This window comes from Mycolicibacterium lacusdiani, assembly GCF_021916785.1.
Classification (GTDB): domain Bacteria; phylum Actinomycetota; class Actinomycetes; order Mycobacteriales; family Mycobacteriaceae; genus Mycobacterium; species Mycobacterium lacusdiani.
The window spans coordinates 147238-165117 of record NZ_JAKCFC010000005.1 but is presented as its reverse complement, the minus strand read 5'-3'; the positions used below and the strand labels follow the sequence as shown (position 1 = coordinate 165117).

At 70.3% G+C, this 17880-nt stretch carries 18 protein-coding genes; 3 read left to right on the top strand and 15 right to left on the bottom strand.

Translation table 11 applies throughout. The annotated features are described in order from the left end of the window. The 6 genes from yvcK to LOK44_RS17305 are packed head-to-tail and all read right to left on the bottom strand — an operon-like array spanning nt 1 to nt 7376. On the bottom strand, nt 1-1011 hold the full coding sequence (gene yvcK / locus LOK44_RS17330) for a uridine diphosphate-N-acetylglucosamine-binding protein YvcK (protein WP_237571337.1): 1011 nt from the start codon (nt 1009-1011) through the stop codon (nt 1-3). Then, the gene (gene rapZ, locus LOK44_RS17325; protein ID WP_237571336.1) at nt 1008-1925 is read right to left on the bottom strand and encodes an RNase adapter RapZ; all 918 of its coding nucleotides are present in this window, start codon (nt 1923-1925) and stop codon (nt 1008-1010) included. Before rapZ ends, yvcK begins: the two co-directional genes overlap by 4 nt. Further along, nucleotides 1922-3928, bottom strand: coding sequence for an excinuclease ABC subunit UvrC (gene uvrC / locus LOK44_RS17320; RefSeq protein ID WP_237571335.1), 2007 nt, complete (start codon nt 3926-3928; stop codon nt 1922-1924). The genes rapZ and uvrC overlap by 4 nt, the downstream gene beginning before the upstream one ends. Nucleotides 3929-3938: 10 nt before the next feature. Continuing rightward, the gene (locus tag LOK44_RS17315) at nt 3939-5318 is read right to left on the bottom strand and encodes a Mur ligase family protein (protein ID WP_237571334.1); all 1380 of its coding nucleotides are present in this window, start codon (nt 5316-5318) and stop codon (nt 3939-3941) included. A 10-nt stretch (nt 5319-5328) separates the two neighbouring features. Next, nucleotides 5329-6666, bottom strand: coding sequence for a MurL-like N-terminal domain-containing (locus LOK44_RS17310; protein WP_237571333.1), 1338 nt, complete (start codon nt 6664-6666; stop codon nt 5329-5331). Then, a complete protein-coding gene (locus LOK44_RS17305; RefSeq protein ID WP_237571332.1) occupies nt 6663-7376 on the bottom strand; it encodes a hypothetical protein in 714 nt (237 codons plus the stop codon). Before LOK44_RS17305 ends, LOK44_RS17310 begins: the two co-directional genes overlap by 4 nt. A gap of 182 nt (nt 7377-7558) precedes the next feature. On the opposite strand from LOK44_RS17305, the gene LOK44_RS17300 reads away from it, so the two are divergent. Then, nucleotides 7559-8029 carry a GNAT family N-acetyltransferase gene (locus LOK44_RS17300; protein ID WP_237571331.1) on the top strand — a complete coding sequence of 157 codons (471 nt, stop codon included), beginning with the start codon at nt 7559-7561 and terminating at the stop codon, nt 8027-8029. On the opposite strand, the gene LOK44_RS17295 is transcribed toward LOK44_RS17300, so the two are convergent. The 4 genes from LOK44_RS17295 to LOK44_RS17280 all read right to left on the bottom strand — a co-directional run bounded on the left by LOK44_RS17295 (nt 8004) and on the right by LOK44_RS17280 (nt 11030). Further along, nucleotides 8004-8477, bottom strand: coding sequence for a PH domain-containing protein (locus tag LOK44_RS17295; RefSeq protein WP_237571330.1), 474 nt, complete (start codon nt 8475-8477; stop codon nt 8004-8006). The genes LOK44_RS17300 and LOK44_RS17295 overlap by 26 nt on opposite strands. Then, on the bottom strand, nt 8474-8950 hold the full coding sequence (gene ribH / locus LOK44_RS17290) for a 6,7-dimethyl-8-ribityllumazine synthase (protein WP_237571329.1): 477 nt from the start codon (nt 8948-8950) through the stop codon (nt 8474-8476). The genes LOK44_RS17295 and ribH overlap by 4 nt, the downstream gene beginning before the upstream one ends. Next, nucleotides 8947-10275: a bifunctional 3,4-dihydroxy-2-butanone-4-phosphate synthase/GTP cyclohydrolase II gene (locus LOK44_RS17285; RefSeq protein WP_237571328.1), complete on the bottom strand. Its 1329-nt coding sequence runs from the start codon at nt 10273-10275 to the stop codon at nt 8947-8949. The genes ribH and LOK44_RS17285 overlap by 4 nt, the downstream gene beginning before the upstream one ends. 155 nt (nt 10276-10430) lie before the next feature. Then, nucleotides 10431-11030 (bottom strand): riboflavin synthase, encoded by a 600-nt coding sequence (locus LOK44_RS17280; protein WP_237571327.1) that lies wholly within the window; start codon nt 11028-11030, stop codon nt 10431-10433. Between the two features lie 101 nt (nt 11031-11131). Between LOK44_RS17280 and LOK44_RS17275 the strand changes: the two genes are divergently transcribed. Together LOK44_RS17275 and LOK44_RS17270 are read left to right on the top strand one after the other, a co-directional pair. Continuing rightward, nucleotides 11132-11842 carry an LppX_LprAFG lipoprotein gene (locus LOK44_RS17275; protein WP_237571326.1) on the top strand — a complete coding sequence of 237 codons (711 nt, stop codon included), beginning with the start codon at nt 11132-11134 and terminating at the stop codon, nt 11840-11842. Continuing rightward, complete coding sequence (locus LOK44_RS17270; RefSeq protein WP_237571325.1) at nt 11842-13428, top strand: MFS transporter; 1587 nt, start codon at nt 11842-11844, stop codon at nt 13426-13428. The genes LOK44_RS17275 and LOK44_RS17270 overlap by 1 nt, the downstream gene beginning before the upstream one ends. A 16-nt stretch (nt 13429-13444) precedes the next feature. Here the strand turns inward: LOK44_RS17270 and LOK44_RS17265 are convergent, their stop codons facing one another. The 5 genes from LOK44_RS17265 to fmt all read right to left on the bottom strand — a co-directional run bounded on the left by LOK44_RS17265 (nt 13445) and on the right by fmt (nt 17863). Further along, a complete protein-coding gene (locus tag LOK44_RS17265) occupies nt 13445-13600 on the bottom strand; it encodes a hypothetical protein (RefSeq protein WP_237571324.1) in 156 nt (51 codons plus the stop codon). 246 nt (nt 13601-13846) lie between these two features. Further along, nucleotides 13847-14830, bottom strand: coding sequence for a bifunctional diaminohydroxyphosphoribosylaminopyrimidine deaminase/5-amino-6-(5-phosphoribosylamino)uracil reductase RibD (ribD, locus tag LOK44_RS17260; RefSeq protein ID WP_237571530.1), 984 nt, complete (start codon nt 14828-14830; stop codon nt 13847-13849). A gap of 17 nt (nt 14831-14847) precedes the next feature. After that, nucleotides 14848-15552, bottom strand: a complete 705-nt coding sequence (rpe, locus tag LOK44_RS17255; protein ID WP_237571323.1) for a ribulose-phosphate 3-epimerase — start codon at nt 15550-15552, stop codon at nt 14848-14850. A gap of 5 nt (nt 15553-15557) precedes the next feature. Then, nucleotides 15558-16940 (bottom strand): RsmB/NOP family class I SAM-dependent RNA methyltransferase, encoded by a 1383-nt coding sequence (locus LOK44_RS17250; protein ID WP_237571322.1) that lies wholly within the window; start codon nt 16938-16940, stop codon nt 15558-15560. Beyond that, the gene (gene fmt, locus LOK44_RS17245; protein ID WP_237571321.1) at nt 16937-17863 is read right to left on the bottom strand and encodes a methionyl-tRNA formyltransferase; all 927 of its coding nucleotides are present in this window, start codon (nt 17861-17863) and stop codon (nt 16937-16939) included. Before fmt ends, LOK44_RS17250 begins: the two co-directional genes overlap by 4 nt. Nucleotides 17864-17880 lie beyond the last annotated feature (17 nt).

Here is a 17880-nt window from a genome sequence, read left to right as displayed (position 1 = left end):
TCACCTCTCGTCGACCGATCGGACGGTGGGCGTGGGAATCGTCGGCTCCACGGTGGGCGCGGCGGTGCTCCCCCGCAGCCGCACCCGCTCCAGAGCCGCGGCCAACCGCGCCGGGTCATGTAATGGTGTACCAGGTCGGGACACGTCGGAAAACTCGACGGCGGCATCCAGGGTGGCCGCGGTCCGTCTGAGTTGCTCGCGTTCCCGCTCGCTCGGCACGCTGGCGGCGTCGACGACGATGTCGTGCACCCGGAATCCCGGCGCGTGCTGGGCCAGCACGTGCAGGTGCCGCTCGGCGGAGAAGCCTGCCGTCTCCCCCGGCTCCGACACCAGGTTGAGGACCAGCGCGCGGCGCGCCTGCGTCGCCTGCAGGGCGGCGGCCAACTCCGGGACCAGCACGTGCGGGATGACGCTGGTGAACCACGAGCCGGGGCCCAGCACCACGAGGTCCGCGGCCATGATCGCGTCGACGGCCTGGCGGGTGGCGGGCGGGTTGCCCGGCAGCAAGCGCACCCGGCGCACCTTGCCGACGGTGGTGGCGATGCCGACCTGACCGCGGATGACGCGGCTCATCCGCGGATCGGTCTCCAGCCCACCCACGTCGGCCTCGATCTGCAGCGCGATCGGGCACATCGGCAGCACCCGGCCCTTCAGTCCCAGGACGCGGCCGAGTTCGTCGAGTGCCGCGACCGGATCGGCCAGCACCTCGTTGAGCCCAGCCAGCATCAGGTTCCCGATGGGGTGGCCCGCCAGCGCGCCGCTGCCACCGAACCGGTGCTGGATGATCGTCGCCCACAGTTGACCGTGCGGGGTGTCGGCTGCCAACGCCGCCAACGCCATTCGCAGGTCTCCCGGCGGTACGACGTCGAGTTCGTTGCGCAGCCGGCCCGACGACCCACCGTCGTCGGCCACCGTCACCACCGCGGTCACGTGCGGCGTCAGCCGGCGCGCGGCGGACAGCGTGGCATAGAGACCGTGCCCGCCGCCGAGCGCGACGATGCGTGCACTCATTCGCGCCCCATGTCGCGGTGCAGCACCCGCGCGGTCACCTGCTCGCCGTCCTCCAGCCGGGCCGCGAGTGCCTCCGCGATGGCGACGCTGCGATGCTTGCCGCCGGTGCAGCCGATGGCGACGGTCATGTAGCGCTTCCCCTCCCGGCGGTACCCATCGATGACGACTTCAAGAAGGCGATGGTAGGTGTCGAGGAACTCCATCGCGCCGGGTTGCCCCAGCACGTAGTCCCTTACCCCCGGATGCTGGCCGGTATGCCGCCGCAGGTCGTCGACCCAGTGCGGGTTGGGCAGGAACCGCACGTCCATCACGGTGTCCGCGTCCATCGGCAGCCCGTACTTGTAGCCGAACGACTCGACCGTGACGCTGGTGTGCGCGACGGCCTCCGTCCCGAACGCACGCTCGACGCTCGCGCGCAGGTCGTGCACCGACAGCTTCGACGTGTCGATGACGAGGTCGGCCGCCGCCCGCACCGGGGCGAGCATGGCGCGTTCGGCGGCGATGCCCTCGGCCAGCGTCTGATTGCCCTGCAGCGGATGGCTGCGCCGGTTCTGCTCGTAACGCCGGACCAGCATGTCGTCGGACGCCTCGAGGAACAGCACCCGCGGGGTGATGTTGCGGGTGGCCAGGTCGCTGCGCACCCAGTCGAGGTCGCCGGTGAACCCGCGCGAGCGCACGTCCATGACGAGCGCCAGCCGGGTGATCCGCGAACCCGCGGCCAGCCCCAGCTCCACCATCCTCGCGATGAGTTCGGGCGGCAGGTTGTCCGCGACGTACCAGCCGAGGTCCTCGAGCACCTTGGCGGCCGTGCCGCGTCCTGCCCCGGACAGCCCGGTGACGAGGACGACGTCGATGCCGTCCCCCCCGGCGATGCCGCCGTCGTGCAGTTCGTCGCTCGTGTTCTGTTCTGTCATCCGGATGCCCTCGTCCGATCATGGTCGATCAGCGGCTCCTCTGGGACCGGTTCGGCCGGTGCGGCCACGGCTTCCGCGCCCGGCACTTCCACGCCGAGGGCCTCCAGCACGGCCCTTGCCGTCGTGACGCCGATGCCGTGCACCGAGGTGATCTCGTCGACGGTGGCCTCCTTGAGCCGGGCGACCGAGCCGAAGTGCGTCACCAGCGCCTTGCGGCGGTGCTCGCCGAGGCCGGGCACCGAGTCGAGCGCCGACGCCGTCATCCGCTTGGACCGCTTGCTCCGGTGGTAGCTGATCGCGAACCGGTGCGCCTCGTCGCGGATGCGCTGCAGCAGGTACAGGCCCTCGCTGTTGCGCGGCATGATCACCGGGTCTGCCTCGGCGGGGACCCACACCTCCTCGAGCCGCTTGGCCAGGCCGATGACGGCCACGTCGGTCACGCCGAGTTCCTCGAGCACGGCGGCCGCGGCGTTCACCTGGGGCGCGCCGCCGTCGACGACGTAGAGATTCGGCGGATAGGCGAAGCGGCGCGCCTTGCCGTCCTCGATCAGCGGACGGTCGGCCTCGCCGATGTGGCGCAGGAAGCGTCGCCGGGTCACCTCGGCGATCGACGCCACGTCGTCGCTGCGACCGTCGCCCGCGGCCTCCCTGATCGCGAAGTGCCGGTAGTCCGACTTGCGGGGCAGACCGTCCTCGAACACCACCAGCGACGCGACCACGTCGGTGCCCTGCACGTGGCTGATGTCGACGCACTCGATCCGCAGCGGCGCGTCGGCCAGACCCAGGAATTCCTGAATGCTCTGCAGTGCAGCCGATCTCGCGGTGAAGTCACCCGCGCGCTTGAGCTTGTGCTGCGTCAGCGCCTCCTTGGCGTTGCGGTGCACCGTCTCGGCCAATGCCCGCTTGTCGCCACGGACCGGCACGCGCAACCGCACCCGCGAGCCGCGCAGACCCGTCAGCCAGGTGGTCAGTTCCTCGGCGTTCTCCGGCAGACACGGGACCAGCACCTCGCGTGGCACCGGCGCATTCGCCTCGTCCGCCGACCCGCCCAGTTCGGCCTGCTCGCCGTAGAACTGCGTGATGAACTGCTCGACGAGGTGCTCCTGGCCGGATTCGCCAGGCTCGCCGGACTTCTCGACCACCCAGCCGCGCTGACCGCGCACCCGGCCGCCACGGACGTGGAACACCTGCACGGCCGCCTCGAGGTCGTCGTCGGCGAACGCCACCACGTCGGCGTCGGTGCCGTCGCCGAATACGACGGTCTGCTTCTCGAGCGCCCGCTTGAGCGCACCGATGTCGTCGCGCAACCGCGCTGCCCGCTCGAAGTCGAGTTCCTCGGCCGCGGCGTTCATCTGCTTCTCGAGGTCGCGGACGAGGCGGTCGGTCTTGCCGGCGAGGAAGTCGCAGAAGTTCTCGACGATCCTGCGGTGCTGCTCGGCGGTGACGTTGCCCACACACGGCGCCGAGCACTTGTCGATGTATCCGAGCAGGCAGGGTCGCCCGATCTGGCTGTGCCGCTTGAAGACCCCGTTGGAACAGGTCCGCGCCGGAAACACCCGGGTGAGCAGGTCGAGGGTCTCGCGGATGGCCCAGGCATGCGAGTACGGCCCGAAGTAGCGGACGCCCTTGCGTCGCGGCCCGCGGTAGACGAACAGCCGGGGGTACTCCTCGTTGAGCGTGACCGCCAGCACCGGGTAGGACTTGTCGTCGCGGTAGCGGATGTTGAACCGCGGGTCGAATTCCTTGATCCAGTTGTATTCGAGCTGAAGTGCCTCGACCTCGGTGTTGACGACGGTCCACTCGACGCTGCTCGCGGTGGTGACCATCTGCCTGGTCCTTGGCGCCAGCCCGGACACGTCGGCGAAGTACGAGTTCAGCCGGCTGCGCAGGCTCTTGGCCTTTCCGACGTAGATGACCCGCCCGCGAGGATCGCGGAAGCGGTAGACGCCCGGCTGCAGCGGGATGGACCCGACGGCGGGTCGGTACGTCTGTGGATCGGGCACGGGTTCCAGGTTAGTTGGGTGGGGCGACGTCGGCGGACGCGCTGCCGGTGGGGCCGGTGAGGGCGTCGATGAGGCCGCGGAACGCGGCACCCTTGGCCTCGTAGTTCGCATACAGGTCGTAGCTCGCCGCGCCTGGCGAGAGCAGGACGACGTCGACGTCGGGTAGGGCGGCGGCGATCCGCACGGCCTCGCCGAGGTCCGCGACGACGCGGGTGTCATCCGGGTGGGTTCGGGCGAAGCGGCGGCCGATCATGGCCCCGTTGCTCGGCGACTGGATGAGCGTGACCCTGCGGGCGCCGCTGCAGAGGTAGTCGTCGACCTGCGCGTAGTCGAGCTGGCGGTCCATGCCGCCGACGATCAGCGCGACGGTGGCGTCGGAGGGAGTCGACCGGAGCGCGGCGACGACGCTCTCCCCCGTGGTGGCCAGGGTGTCGTCGACCCACCGGATCGGCCTGGCCCCGGAGTTCGTGGTGCGGACGGTCTGGAGGCGGTGCGGCAGCCCCTCGAACACCGCGGCGGCGGCGTGCACGATCTCCGCGTCGATCTCGCGGCCGGTGGCCGCCCGTGCGGCCGCGACCGCCAGCGCGGCGTTGACGGCGTTGTGCGGCAACGACATCACCGACCCACCGGGAATCGGCGGCACCGCGGCTGGATCGACGAGGTGCAGGGTGGCCGGGAGGTCGGTGACGCCGATGCCGCGCAGCCGCTCGACGACCTCCGGTGTACACACCAGAGCGCGGGCGCCCCTGCGGAACACGTTGGCCTTCGCGGCGTAGTACGACGCGGTGTCGCCGTGCCAGTCGAGGTGATCCTCGTAGAGGTTGGTGATCACGGCGACGGCGGGCGAGGCGGTGAGCAGCGCGGCCTGCTGGCTGGACAGCTCCGCGACCACCACCTGACCGGGCCGGGGCGACAGGTCCGACAGCGGGGTGCCGATGTTGCCCGCCACGACGTTCTCGACCCCGAGTTCGCCGAGCAGGCGGCCCAGGAACGACGCGGTGGTCGACTTGCCCTTGGTGCCCGTCACGCCGATGGTCTGGGCGCCGAAGCGGCTGACGAACCAGTCTGCGGCGCTGGAGATCTCCGTCCCGGACTCCCGCAGCTGCGCGAACACGGGGTGGTGCCACGGCACGCCGGGGCTGACGAACACCACGTTGCAGTCGCGCAACCGGTCCAGGTGCTCGGGTCCGCGGTACACGGTGAGTCGGTCGATGCCGTCCGGCGTCTCGAACGGCCGCCGGCCGACGTCGTCGACCGCATCGACGCGCGCCGCACCCGCTGCGGATGCGGTGCGTGCCATCGAGATTCCCTCGCGGCCGAAACCCCATATCCCGACGACGCGGTCGGTCAGGTCCAGCCGGGCCCCTGCGGTGTTCGAGTCTCCGGTCACGTGCGTCGGCTCAGTCCAGCGTCGCGGCGTACCGGTCGGGTACGTAGTGCACGTCCGATGCCGTCGGATCCTCGGTGGTCGCGACCGTCATCAGCTCGGCGCGACGCGGCCGCACGGCCTCGACGAGCGGCAGACCGCCCCATTCGCCGTCGTCGAGGATCGCGAGCATCGCCTCGGCCGCCTCGTAGTACTCGCCGACGCACTCGAACGGCTTGTGCGCGCCGAGGCCGACGATGTCCTCGACCCCTGGCTGATTGTCCGTGTCCTGCAGGACGTTGCGGCCGAAGATCTTCTCCAACTGGACCCTGCCGAGCCGAGGTCCCATCAGCAGGAAGACGAACAGGCACTTCGGGCAGTGCCCGCACCACGATGCGGCCCGCCGGCCGGGATCGAGCGCGAACGGCCGGTTGCAGCTGATGAACGCGCCGAAGTACTGGGGGAAGTCGCGGAACCGGTCGGCGATCTCGGACTCCGAGAGTGCCCGCAGCAGCGAGAAGTACCGGTCGGGGTTCATCCCGTGCTCGGTCAGGGTCGTGCGCAGCAGCGTCTCATACGAGATGCTCTTGGACCACTGGTGATTCACGTCGCGGCCCAGCCACTGCACGTTGCCGACGTTGGAGGACCGCTCGTTGGAGAACACGACGGGGCCCAATCCCCTGGCGTCGGCCACGATCAACCCGATCACGCTGTTGATCGCGGTCACCGGGACGTGCCCGTTGTACGCACCGCGGGAGTTGAGCTCGATGAGTGTCCGGTCGATCGAGCGCCGGACCCGGGTGCTGTCGAGACCGCTGATCTCGATGCACCTATCGATCGGGTCGAATTCGTTGACGCTGAACAGCATCGGGTCGAAGCCGTGACGCTTGAGGAGTTCGATGGTGACCACGGAGTCCTTGCCGCCACCGACGGGCACCAGCGGCCTGGCCGCGGCGTCGAAGCCGTCCGAACCCCTGGGCCCCGCCGGAGCCGCCGGCGCATCCGGTCCGATGACGTCGGGCGTCAACGCCGACGGCAGCGACCCGCGGTAGGCGAACTCGCCGAGTCCGCCCGCGATGAGTTCGCGCAGATACTGCTTCTCGAACTCCGCTGTCGCAAAGCCGATCTCGATGGTGGGCGGGACGGCTGCCTTGTAGTAGCTCGGGGAGCACGTCAGCGTGAGCAGACGGAGGAGGCGGTCGTCGGCCTGGCTCGGCAGGTCGGTCCCGAAGTCCACGACCTCGGCGAAGTGGACGTCATCGGTCCCGTCGCGGCCGCGTAGCGCGTACCGCGCCGTGAACCTGCCGTCGGTCAGGTCGTAACCGTCGATGCTGAACGCCCGGTAGGCGTCTGGGTCGAAGTGCTCGGTCATCGTTGCTCCACGAAGGGCGGGGCGCCGTGCGCCGGGAGGCTCGTACCGTCGAGGTCGGCCACGGGATGGATGAGGAAGCGCGGTGAGACCCACCACGCCCGGGTCACGTCGGCGGGCACGCGCCCGGTTCGCTCGACGTGGGCAGTGACGCCGCAGGCGGCGAGTTGGTCCAGCAGCGATGCGGGCTCCGGGTCCTCGATCCCGAACAGCCCGTTGGCGGTCTCGACGACCAGGGCACCGAGGTACGGCGCGTCGGACGGTTCGGCACTGGGAACGGCGTCGACCCAGCCCTGATCGGCCAGCCACCGCTGGAACTGGTCGATGTGACCCCTGCTGGTGGTGCGTCCCGCCATCCGGCGCCACACCGGGTCGGCCGAGCGCGGGACGAGGCCGACGGCGTCGCAGCGGCCGATGCGCACGGGCGCCGGTCGAACGGGCTCGACCGGTTCGCTTCCGACGACCACCCGGCTCCGCCCGTCGACGTCGAACACCGTGACGGTGACCGCCAGCATCGTGCCGACGGGTCGGGTGGCCGCCAGCTGTTCGAGCACCGCGACCCGGAAGTCGTCCAGCCCCGGCATTGCGATGCCGAAGAAGTCGGCGACCTCGGCGAGCCGGTGCCACGCTCCGCGGACGTCGGGTTCCACGCCGACGACGACCGGCACGGTCAGCGTCGGGTTGGTGCCGAGGTGGGTGATGACTTGCGTCACAGGCAGAAGCGGAGTAACGATCTCGGGTATCGAGTGCGTCGAGCGGGACCCAGACGGGGACGACACGTCCATTGCCGCCGTCATGCCCGCGTCCGATCGAAAAGCCCTCACTATCAGGGCATTCTATCGCACGCGACGAATGCGGCCGGGCAACCCGACGAGCGCAGGCGCATAGGCGCCTGGTGACGGCACCGAGCGTGGTCAGGCTGACCGAGGAACAGTGGCGCGCCTTCGCGGCCCTGCGCCTGCGGGCACTGCGCGACACCCTCGGCGCCCAGGACCGGCAGTACCGCAGCGAGGAGGCCTTCACGGCTGCGCAGTGGCGGCGCAGGTTGCGGGCGCACACCCAGTTCGCGGCAGTGCTCGGCGACCGCATGGTCGGCCTGATCGGCGTGCAGCGGGAGAGCGCCGACTCGGCGTACCTGTACTCGCTGTGGCTGGAACCGTCCGCCCGCAGGCGCGGGCTCGCCCACGAGCTGGTCACCACGGCCGTCGACTGGGCGCGCGCCGAGCGGGTGCGCACCGTCACGCTGCGGGTCGAGGAGGACAACGACGTCGCGCTCGGCGTGTATCAGGACCTGGGGTTCACCATGGACGCCACCGTCACCGCGGGCAACCCCGACGAGGTCACGATGCGTCTGAACGTCGGGTGACATCGGTGCGGTATCGCGCCATCAGTTCGCGCACCCGGTCCATCGACTCGACGGCACGCATCTTGTCGACTGCCTGGATCGCCATCGCCGGCACGTACTCGTCGTCGGGGAGGTCGACCCGGGCCCACCGCGTCCCCGGCGGGAACGACACGTCCACCACCTCGGACCAGGGAATCAGTCGGTACGCCAACAGGTTCCGGACCGCAATGCCCTCGCTGCCCACCCGCAGCCTTGGCCGGGCGAAGAGCAGGACGAGACCGCCGATGATGATGCCAAGCAGGGCGATGGCCACCTGGTCGGCCGTCCGGAAGATCACGCCGCTCGAGCCGATCTTGAGCAGGAACCCCACCGTGATGTGAGCCGCGGCGATGAGAAACGCTGCACCGTAGGCGAAGTAGGGGGTGAGGTGCGGACGCACCTCCAGGTCCCAGCGGCCGGAGTCGGTCACGAGCCGCGGATCTCCCGCAGTGTCACAGCGGTCGACAACGCCGCGGCCGCCGCTTGCGCGCCCTTGTCTTCGCTGGAGCCGGGCAAGCCGGCACGGTCGATCGCCTGCTGCTCGTCGTTCACGGTCAATACGCCGTTGGCGACCGGGGTGGACTCGTCGAGCGACACCCGGGTCAGTCCCTGCGTGACGGCATCGCACACGTAGTCGAAGTGCGGGGTCTGGCCACGGATTACCACGCCCAGCGCCACGACGGCGTCGTGCTTGGCGGCGAGAGCCTGCGCGACCACCGGGATCTCGATCGCGCCGAGCACGCGGACCACGGTGGGGTCGACCACACCGGAACCCTTCGCGGTGCGCACCGCGCCGTCGAGGAGCGCGTTGCAGATCGTGTCGTGCCAGGTGCTGGCGACGATAGCGAGGCTCACGTCCGAGGCGTCGATGGCCGGCATGTCCGGCACTCCGTGGCCGCTCACGGCGCGCCACCCGTCTCGTCGGCCGTCGGGGGCAACCGGTCCCCCAGCATGTAGACCGCCTCGTCGTAGCCGTCCATGCGGACCGACTCGTCGAAGTCGTCGAGCCCGGACAGGTCGTGACCCATCCGGTCGCGCTTGGTCATCAGGTACCGGATGTTCTCCGAGTTGGCGCGCACCGGCAACGGCACCCGTTCGATGATGTGCAGTCCGTACCCGTCGAGCCCGACGCGCTTGGCCGGGTTGTTGGTGAGCAGCCGCATCGACCGGATGCCCAGGTCGACGAGGATCTGCGCGCCGATGCCGTAGTCGCGTGCGTCGGCGGGCAGCCCCAGCTTGAGGTTCGCGTCGACGGTGTCGGCGCCCGCGTCCTGCAGCTGGTAGGCCTGCAGCTTGTGCATGAGGCCGATACCCCTGCCTTCGTGGCCGCGCATGTAGAGCACGACGCCGCGGCCCTCGCGGGCCACCATGGCCAGCGCCGCGTCCAGCTGGGGGCCGCAGTCGCACCGGCGTGATCCGAACACGTCGCCGGTCAGGCACTCGGAGTGCACGCGGACCAGCACGTCGTGGCCGTCGGCGTCGGGTCCGGCGATGTCGCCGCGGACCAGCGCCACGTGCTCGACGTCCTCGTAGATGCTGGAGTAGCCGACGGCGCGGAATTCGCCGTAGCGGGTGGGTATGCGGGCCTCCGCGATGCGCTCGACGTGGCGTTCGTGCTTGCGGCGCCACTCGATCAGGTCGGCGATCGAGATGAGGGCCAGATCGTGGTCGTCGGCGAAGACGCGCAGCTCGTCGGTCTGGGCCATCGCGCCCTCGTCCTTCTGGCTGACGATCTCGCAGATGGTGCCCGCGGGCTGCAGTCCGGCCAGCCGGGCCAGGTCGACGGCGGCCTCGGTGTGGCCGGGCCTGCGCAGGACGCCGCCGTCCTTGGCGCGCAGCGGCACGACGTGACCGGGCCTGGTGAACTCGTCGGCCTTGGACGACGGATCGGCCAGCAGCCGCATGGTGGTGGCGCGGTCGGACGCCGAGATGCCCGTGCCCACGCCCTGCTTGGCGTCGACGGTGACGGTGTAAGCCGTCTGATGCTTGTCCTGGTTGACCGCGTACATGGGCAGCAGGCCCAGCCGGTCGCAGACCTCGCCCGACAACGGCACGCAGAGATAACCCGAGGTGTAGCGCACCATGAACGCCACCAGCTCCGGCGTGGCCTTCTCGGCCGCGAAGATCAGGTCGCCCTCGTTCTCGCGGTCCTCGTCGTCGATGACGACCACGGCCTTGCCGGCAGCTATGTCGGCTATCGCCCGCTCGACGGAATCAAGCCTCGTCATCTACGTCACCTACTTCGAAGGGGCCGCCACCGGGTGCCCACCGCGTCGATTGCGCAGTGCCGTCCGGGGCGTCCTGGACCTTGTGAACCGACATCAGTATGAACCACTGAGACGGGTGAGTTATTGCCGCGCCCGACCACCGGGTTGGGAACCCGCTACGCGTCCCGGCTGTTGAGCAGACGCTCGACGTACTTGGCGATCACGTCGACCTCCAGATTGACCGGGGTGCCGACCTCCGCCCGTCCGAGGGTCGTGAGATCCAGGGTGGTCGGGATCAGCGACACCTCGAGCCAGTCGTCGCCCAGTGCCGACACGGTCAGCGAAACGCCGTCGATGGTGATCGAGCCCTTCTCGACGACGTAGCGGGACAGCGAGGCGGGCACGGAGATCCGCACGACCTCCCAGTTCTCCGACGGCGACCGGGAGACGACGTGGCCGGTGCCGTCGACGTGGCCCTGCACGATGTGTCCACCGAGCCTGCTGTTGACGGCTGCAGCGCGTTCCAGGTTGACCCGGCTGCCGACGTCGACGCCGGCGAGGCTGGACCGGTTGAGGGTCTCCGCCATCACGTCGGCGGTGAACTCGCCGCCGGCCCGCACCTCCACCACGGTCAGACAGACGCCGTTCACGGCGATCGAATCACCGTGACCGGCATCGGCGGTCACCAGCGGCCCGCGGATGACGAACCGCGCGGCATCGACCAACTCCTCCTTGCCGACGACCTCACCCAATTCTTCGACGATTCCCGTGAACACGTCTCCAGGCTAGTCAGAATCGCAGATCACGGGCCGTGGCAACCGCCGGACCCGTAGCCCGGGGCACCTGATCACCGAGCCCGACCCTCTACGATGGGCGCATGCAGACGCGCCCCCGGCTTGCCGTCCAATCCCTGTTCACCGCCCTCGTCACCGCCACCCTGCTGGTCGCAGGGTGTTCGTCGTCCGACAAGGCGTCCGATGCCCCACTTCCCGAGGCGGCCACGCTGCTGACGGAGTCCAACGAGACCACCAAGGCCCAGCAGAGCGTTCACCTGCAGCTCACCACCACGGGCGAGATCCCGGAACTGCCGATCGCCTCGCTGACCGGCAATCTGACCCAGACGCCGGCCGTCGCCGCGTCCGGCAAGGCCGACATCGTGTTCCTCGGCCAGAAGCTCGAGGGCGTCGACTTCGTGGTCGCCGACAACATCCTCTACGGCGCCATCACGCCGGACAGCTGGCAGGACTTCGGTCCCGCGGCGGACATCTACGACGTGTCGGCGATCCTGAACCCGGACACAGGCCTGGCCAACCTGCTCGCCAACTTCTCCGATGCCAAGACCGACGGCCGCGAGAACGTCAACGGCGTCGACGCGGTCAAGGTGTCCGGCAACGTGAGCGCGGACGCCGTCAACAAGATCGCCCCGCAGCTCGCGGCGACCGGTCCCGTCCCGGGCACCGCCTGGATCCAGGAAGAGGGCGACCATCAGCTGATCCAGGCCAAGCTGGAGCCCAAGCCAGGACAGAGCGTGCAGATGACGCTGTCGGACTGGGGTAAGCCGGTCACCGTCACCAAGCCCGCGGTGTGATGGCACACCAAGCCACCACCGAGCCGTCCGGATCGGCCACCAGCCGCCGGATCGCCATCAGCGCAGGCGGTCTCGCGGTGCTCCTCGGAGCGCTCGACACCTACGTCGTGATCACGATCATCCGCGACGTGATGATCGACATCCAGATCCCGATCAACCAGATCCAGCGGGTCGCGCCGATCATCACCGGTTACCTGGTGGGCTACATCGCGGCGATGCCGCTGCTGGGCCGCGCGTCCGACCGGTTCGGGCGCAAGCTGCTGCTGCAGATCAGCCTCGCCGGGTTCGCCGTCGGCTCGATCATCACCGCGCTGTCGGGTGATCTCACGATGCTCGTCATCGGGCGCGTCGTCCAGGGCATCGCCAGCGGCGCGCTGCTGCCGGTCACTCTCGCGCTGGCCGCCGACCTGTGGGCCGAACGCAAGCGCGCCGCGGTCCTGGGCGGCATCGGCGCGGCGCAGGAACTCGGCAGCGTGCTCGGCCCGCTCTACGGCATCGCCGTGGTGTGGGCGCTCAACAGCTGGCGCGACGTGTTCTGGATCAACGTGCCGATGGCGGTCGTCGCCATGGTGATGATCCACTTCAGCGTCCCCGCGAAGCAGAAGGCGCAGGGCCCACCCGAGAAGATCGACGTCATCGGCGGAGTGCTGTTGGCGATCGTGCTGGTGCTCGTCGTGTTCGGCCTCTACAACCCCGCCCCCGACGGCAAGCAGGTCCTGCCCGAAGGCGGCTGGATCCTGCTGTGCGGTGCCGCCGTCGCGACGGTCGCCTTCTTCGTCTGGGAGAAGATCGCCAAGACCAAGCTGATCGATCCCGTCGGCGTGCACTTCCGGCCGTTCCTGTGCGCGCTTGGTGCGTCGTTCGCCGCTGGTGCCGCGCTGATGGTGACGCTGGTCAACGTCGAACTCTTTGGCCAGGCCGTGCTGTCCCTCGACCAGAACCAGGCGGCGTTCCTGCTCATGCGCTTCCTGGTCGCCCTCCCCGTCGGCGCCCTGCTCGGCGGATGGATCGCGACACGCATCGGCGACCGCGTCGTGGCGTTCGCGGGTCTCGTGATCGCGGCGTTCGCCTACTGGCTGATCTCGCAGTGGCCCGTCGACCTGCTGGCCGCGCGCCACGACTTCGGGGTGTTCACGCTGCCGACGATGGACGTCGACCTCGCACTGGCCGGCTTCGGGCTGGGCATCGTGATCGGACCGTTGACCTCGGCGGCGCTGCGCGTGGTGCCTGCGCCACAGCACGGCATCGCGTCGTCGCTGGTGGTCGTGGCCCGCATGACCGGCATGCTGGTCGGCGTCGCCGCACTGTCGGCGTGGGGTCTGTACCGGTTCAACCAGCACCTGCAGAGCCTGCCGAAGTCCGCTCCCGGCGGAAACCTGTTGGACACCATCAGGATTCAGGCCGACAACTATCGACTGGCCTATGCCATGCAGTACGGCGAGATCTTCGCGATCACCGCGGTCGTCTGCGTAGTGGGTGCGCTGCTGGGGTTGTTCATCAGCGGCAAGAACGAGACCGCTGAGACTCCGGCGGATGACCCGGATGCGAACCCGGACGAGGCCGAGGCCGTCCGAGCCACCCGCTAGGAGTCGGGCGCCGCTCTCAGCAGCGCTCGATGCCCGGCTGCTGCAGCTTGAACTCCCTCGGGTCCACCGGACCCGAGGAGTGCAGCACTGCGCGCAATGGGCGGCACACCATCTCCATGATGGCGCCCTGATCGACCGGGCGAAGGGTGATCCAGTCCTGCAGAGCAGTCATGCTCGTCGTCCTCTTCTCGTGCTTACGTCCGCGCAACGTCGTCGGTAAGGCGCGATGTCAGTGTCGGTGACGTGCATCCGAACACGCCTTCGATTCTACCGAGCCCTACTCGGCCGATGGGTCTGGCCGAAGCCGGATGGAGTCTCGAACTGGTAACGAGTCCCCCAACTCGCAGCCATCCTGGAGTGACGCCAGTCACAGTGGGGCACAAAGGAATTCCACGTCACCCCGCGGGGCGGCGTCAGCTCAGTTCGGCACCAGGCTCAACCGCAGGTCCGGACCGATCCGCTCCGTGCCGTCGAAGCGCCACCGCTGCGCGTTGCTGATGTTGAGCACGCCCACGTCGTCGACGGCCGCAATCGGCCCGCCAAGCAGGATCGGGGCGACATAGGCGACTATCCGGTCGATCGCGCCCGCGCGCAGGAACGCACCGGCCAGCGTGGGGCCACCCTCGAGCAGGACGTCGGTGCGGTCGGACAGCGCCCGCACGACCTCCCACGGATCCCGCGTGCGGATCACCATGGTGCGCGAATCGTCGTTGAGGACCCGCGCCTCCGACGACACCTCACGTTGGCCGACGACGACCCGCAGCGGTTGCCGGGCGGCGAGGCTCCCGTCGGGCAGCCGGGCGGTCAGCGTCGGGTCGTCGGTGAAGACGGTGCCGGTGCCGACCACGATCGCGTCGACCACGGCCCTGCGCCGGTGCACGTCGGCGCGGGCCGCCTCGCTGGTGATCCACTGGCTGCTGCCGTCCGCCGCGGCGCTGCGGCCGTCCACGCTGGTGGCGTACTTCCACGTCACGTGCGGGCGACCGGTGCGCTGCTTGTGCAGCCATTCGCGCAGCGGACCCCCGGCGGCCTCGTCGGCAAGCAGCCCCGCCTCGGTCGCGACGCCGGCGTCGGTCAGCCGAGCGGAGCCGCCGGCAGCCGCCGGATTCGGGTCGGCGATGGCGTACACCACACTCGACACCCCGGCCGCGAGCAGCGCGTCGACGCACGGCGGGGTCCGCCCGTGGTGGTTGCACGGCTCGAGCGTCACCACTGCGGTACCCCCGGCCGCCCGCTCGCCCGCGCGGCGCAGGGCCAGCACCTCGGCGTGCGGACCACCCACCGGTTCCGTGGCGCCCACACCGGCGATCTCGCCGTCGCGATCGAGGATCACGGCACCGACGGGTGGGTTCGGGTACGTCGACCCCTTGACCTGCTCGGACAGCTCGATGGCGCGCCGCATGGCGGCCTCGGCAACGCTCACGACAGATGCGGTGACGCGGCGGCAGCCCGCCGTCGCAGCGACGCCACGGCCTCGGCCGGGTCCGCCGCGCCATAGACCGCAGATCCCGCGACGAAGCAGTCCACGCCAGCCTCCGCAGCGGCCTCGATCGTGTCGGCGTTGATGCCGCCGTCGATCTCGACCACCACGGTCAACTCCCCCGCGTCGACCAGCGCGCGCACGGCGGCCACCTTCGCCAAGACCTCGGGCATGAACTTCTGGCCGCCGAAGCCCGGCTCGACCGACATCACCAGCAGGGTGTCGAAGTCGCGAAGGATCTCGAGGTAGGGCTCGATCGGCGTACCGGGCTTCACGCTCAGGCCTGCCCGCGCGCCCGCCGCCCGAATGTCGCGCGCCACGGCGCGGGGATCGTCGGTGGCCTCGGCGTGGAAGGTGACGTTGTAGGCGCCCGCCTCGGCGTACGGCGGCGCCCACCGTGCCGGGTCGTCGATCATCAGGTGACAGTCCATCGGGATGTCGGTGACCTTCAGCAGGCTCTCGACGACCGGCAGGCCCAGCGTCAGGTTCGGCACGAAGTGGTTGTCCATGACGTCGACGTGCAGCCAGTCGGCGCCGTGCACGGCAGCCGTCTCGTCAGCCAGTCGGGCGAAGTCCGCAGCCAGAATGGACGGCGCGATCATGGGTGCCTGGGCGAGCGAAGCGACGGGAGATTGGCCAGCCATGGCGGTCACCCTACAAGCAGCGCCGCGGCGAACATCGCGTCCGTGCCGTGGCGATGTGGCCACAGCTGCACGTGGCTGCCCTGACCGACCACGGGGTCGAACAGCGGCCAGGTGTCGATCGGCTCGACGGAATGACGGCGCACCGCGTCGGCGACCACCCCGACCGTCTCGGCCAGGTGCGGCGAGCAGGTGGCGTAGAGCACGACGCCGCCGGGGCGGGTCAGCGCGATGGCCGAGGCGAGCAGCTCCCGCTGCAGCTTGACCAGCGGCGGCACGTCACCGGGCTGGCGTCGCCAGCGTGCCTCTGGCCTGCGACGCAGCGCGCCGAGACCGGTGCACGGCGCGTCGACCAGGACGCGGTCGAAGGACGCGGCGGGCAACCCGGTGTCGCGGCCGTCGACGCGCAGCACCTCCACGTCGAGACCCTTGGTGTTGCGCTCGACGAAGTCCGCGCGATGCGGGGTCGGCTCCACGGCCGTCACGCGCGCGCCGGAGCCCGCGGCGATCGCCGCCAGCAGCGCGGTCTTGCCGCCCGGGCCCGCGCACAGGTCGAGCCACCGGCCGCCATCCCCCTCCACGGGCGCCAATGTCAGTGCGCGCGCGACGAGTTGGCTGCCCTCGTCCTGCACGAGGGCTTCGCCGTCGCGGACCGGCGCCAGCAGACCGGGATCACCACCGGCCAGGTACACCGCGTACGGCGAGTAGCGGCCGGGCGTCCCGTCCACCGCGGCCGCCAGCTCCTCGGCGGTCCGGACCCCGGGCCGGGCCGCGAGGTGTACGACGGGCCTCTGGTCGTCACTGATCAGCAGGTCCTCGAGTTCGGCCGCATCGGCGCCCAGCGCATCGGCGAAGCACTGCGCGATCCACCGCGGGTGGGAATGGGTGAACGCCAGATGCCCCACCGGGTCCTTCTCGGCCGACGGCGCCAACTCCGCCATCCAGGACTGCTCGTCGCGCTTGGAGATCGACCGCAGCACGCCGTTGACGAAACCCGCACGGGGCGTGTCGACTTCGATGGCCGCCTGCTCCACGGTGGTGTCGACCGCTGCGTGCGCGTCGACCCGGGTGCGCAGCAACTGGTAGGCGCCGAGCCGCAGCAGGTCCAGCAGGACGCCGTCGATCTGATCGACGGGCCGCCCCGACGCCGAGGCGATGACCGCGTCGAGGACGCCGAGGCTGCGGCAGGTCCCGTAGGCGAGTTCGGTGGCGAACGCGGCGTCGCGACCGGTGATATTCCGTTCGCGTAGCAGTGCGGGCAGCGTCAGGTTCGCGTATGCGTCCCGCTCGGACACCGCACGCAGGGTGTCGTAGGCGACCCGACGCGCGGGATCCAGCGGTGTGCGACGGGTGGGGCGGCGGGGGCCACGTCCCCGATCCGGCCGGCTCACGAGGCCCGCGCCGTGTCGTCGAGGCGGGCGCCACGGGCCCAGTCGGCCGCAGCCATCGGTTTCTTGCCCGGCGGTTGTATCCACCCGAGCGTCACCGGCGACGAGGCCGTACCCACGTGCACTCCCTCCCGGTCGGCCCGAATGTCGCCGGGCGACAGGGCGTCCCGTTCGGTCGGGGTCACCGGTCCCAGCTTGACGCGCAGCTCGCCGATGGTTGTCCAGGCGCCCGGATTGGGCGTCACGGCCCGGATCCGGCGGTCGACCACGTGGGCGGGCAGGTCCCATCGCACGCGCGCCTCCTCGACGGTGATCTTCGGGGCGACGGTCACGCCCTCGGTGGGTTGCGGCACGGCGGTCAACGATCCGTCGGCAATTCCGTCGAGGGTGGATTCGAGCAGGCCCGCGCCCGAGGTGGCCAGACGTCCCAGCAGGTCGCCTGCGGTGTCGGTCGGCCGGATCGTCTCGGTCACGACGCCGAAGACGGGCCCCGAGTCGAGGCTCGGTTCGATCTGGAACGTCGTTGCTCCGGTGACGGTGTCGCCCGCCGCGATCGCGGCCTGGACGGGCGCGGCGCCCCGCCATGCGGGCAGCACCGAGAAGTGCAGGTTGATCCACCCGAGGCGGGGCACGGCCAGCAGCCCATCACGCAGGAGCGCGCCGTAGGCGACGACGGCGCAGCAGTCGGGCGCGTAGCCGGCCAGCTCGGCGACGAACTCCTCGGAGTTGGGCCGCTCGGGACGCAGCACCGGGATGCCCTCCGCGAGTGCAAGCGCCGCGACCGGTGACGGGGCGGGCTTGCCGCGTCGGCCGGACGCCGCATCCGGCCGGGTCAGCACGGCCACCACGTCGTGGCGTGACGAGTCGAGCAGGCGGCGCAGGGACGGCAGTGCAGGCTCGGGTGTGCCTGCGAACACGATTCGCATGGGTGGTCTTAGTCCTC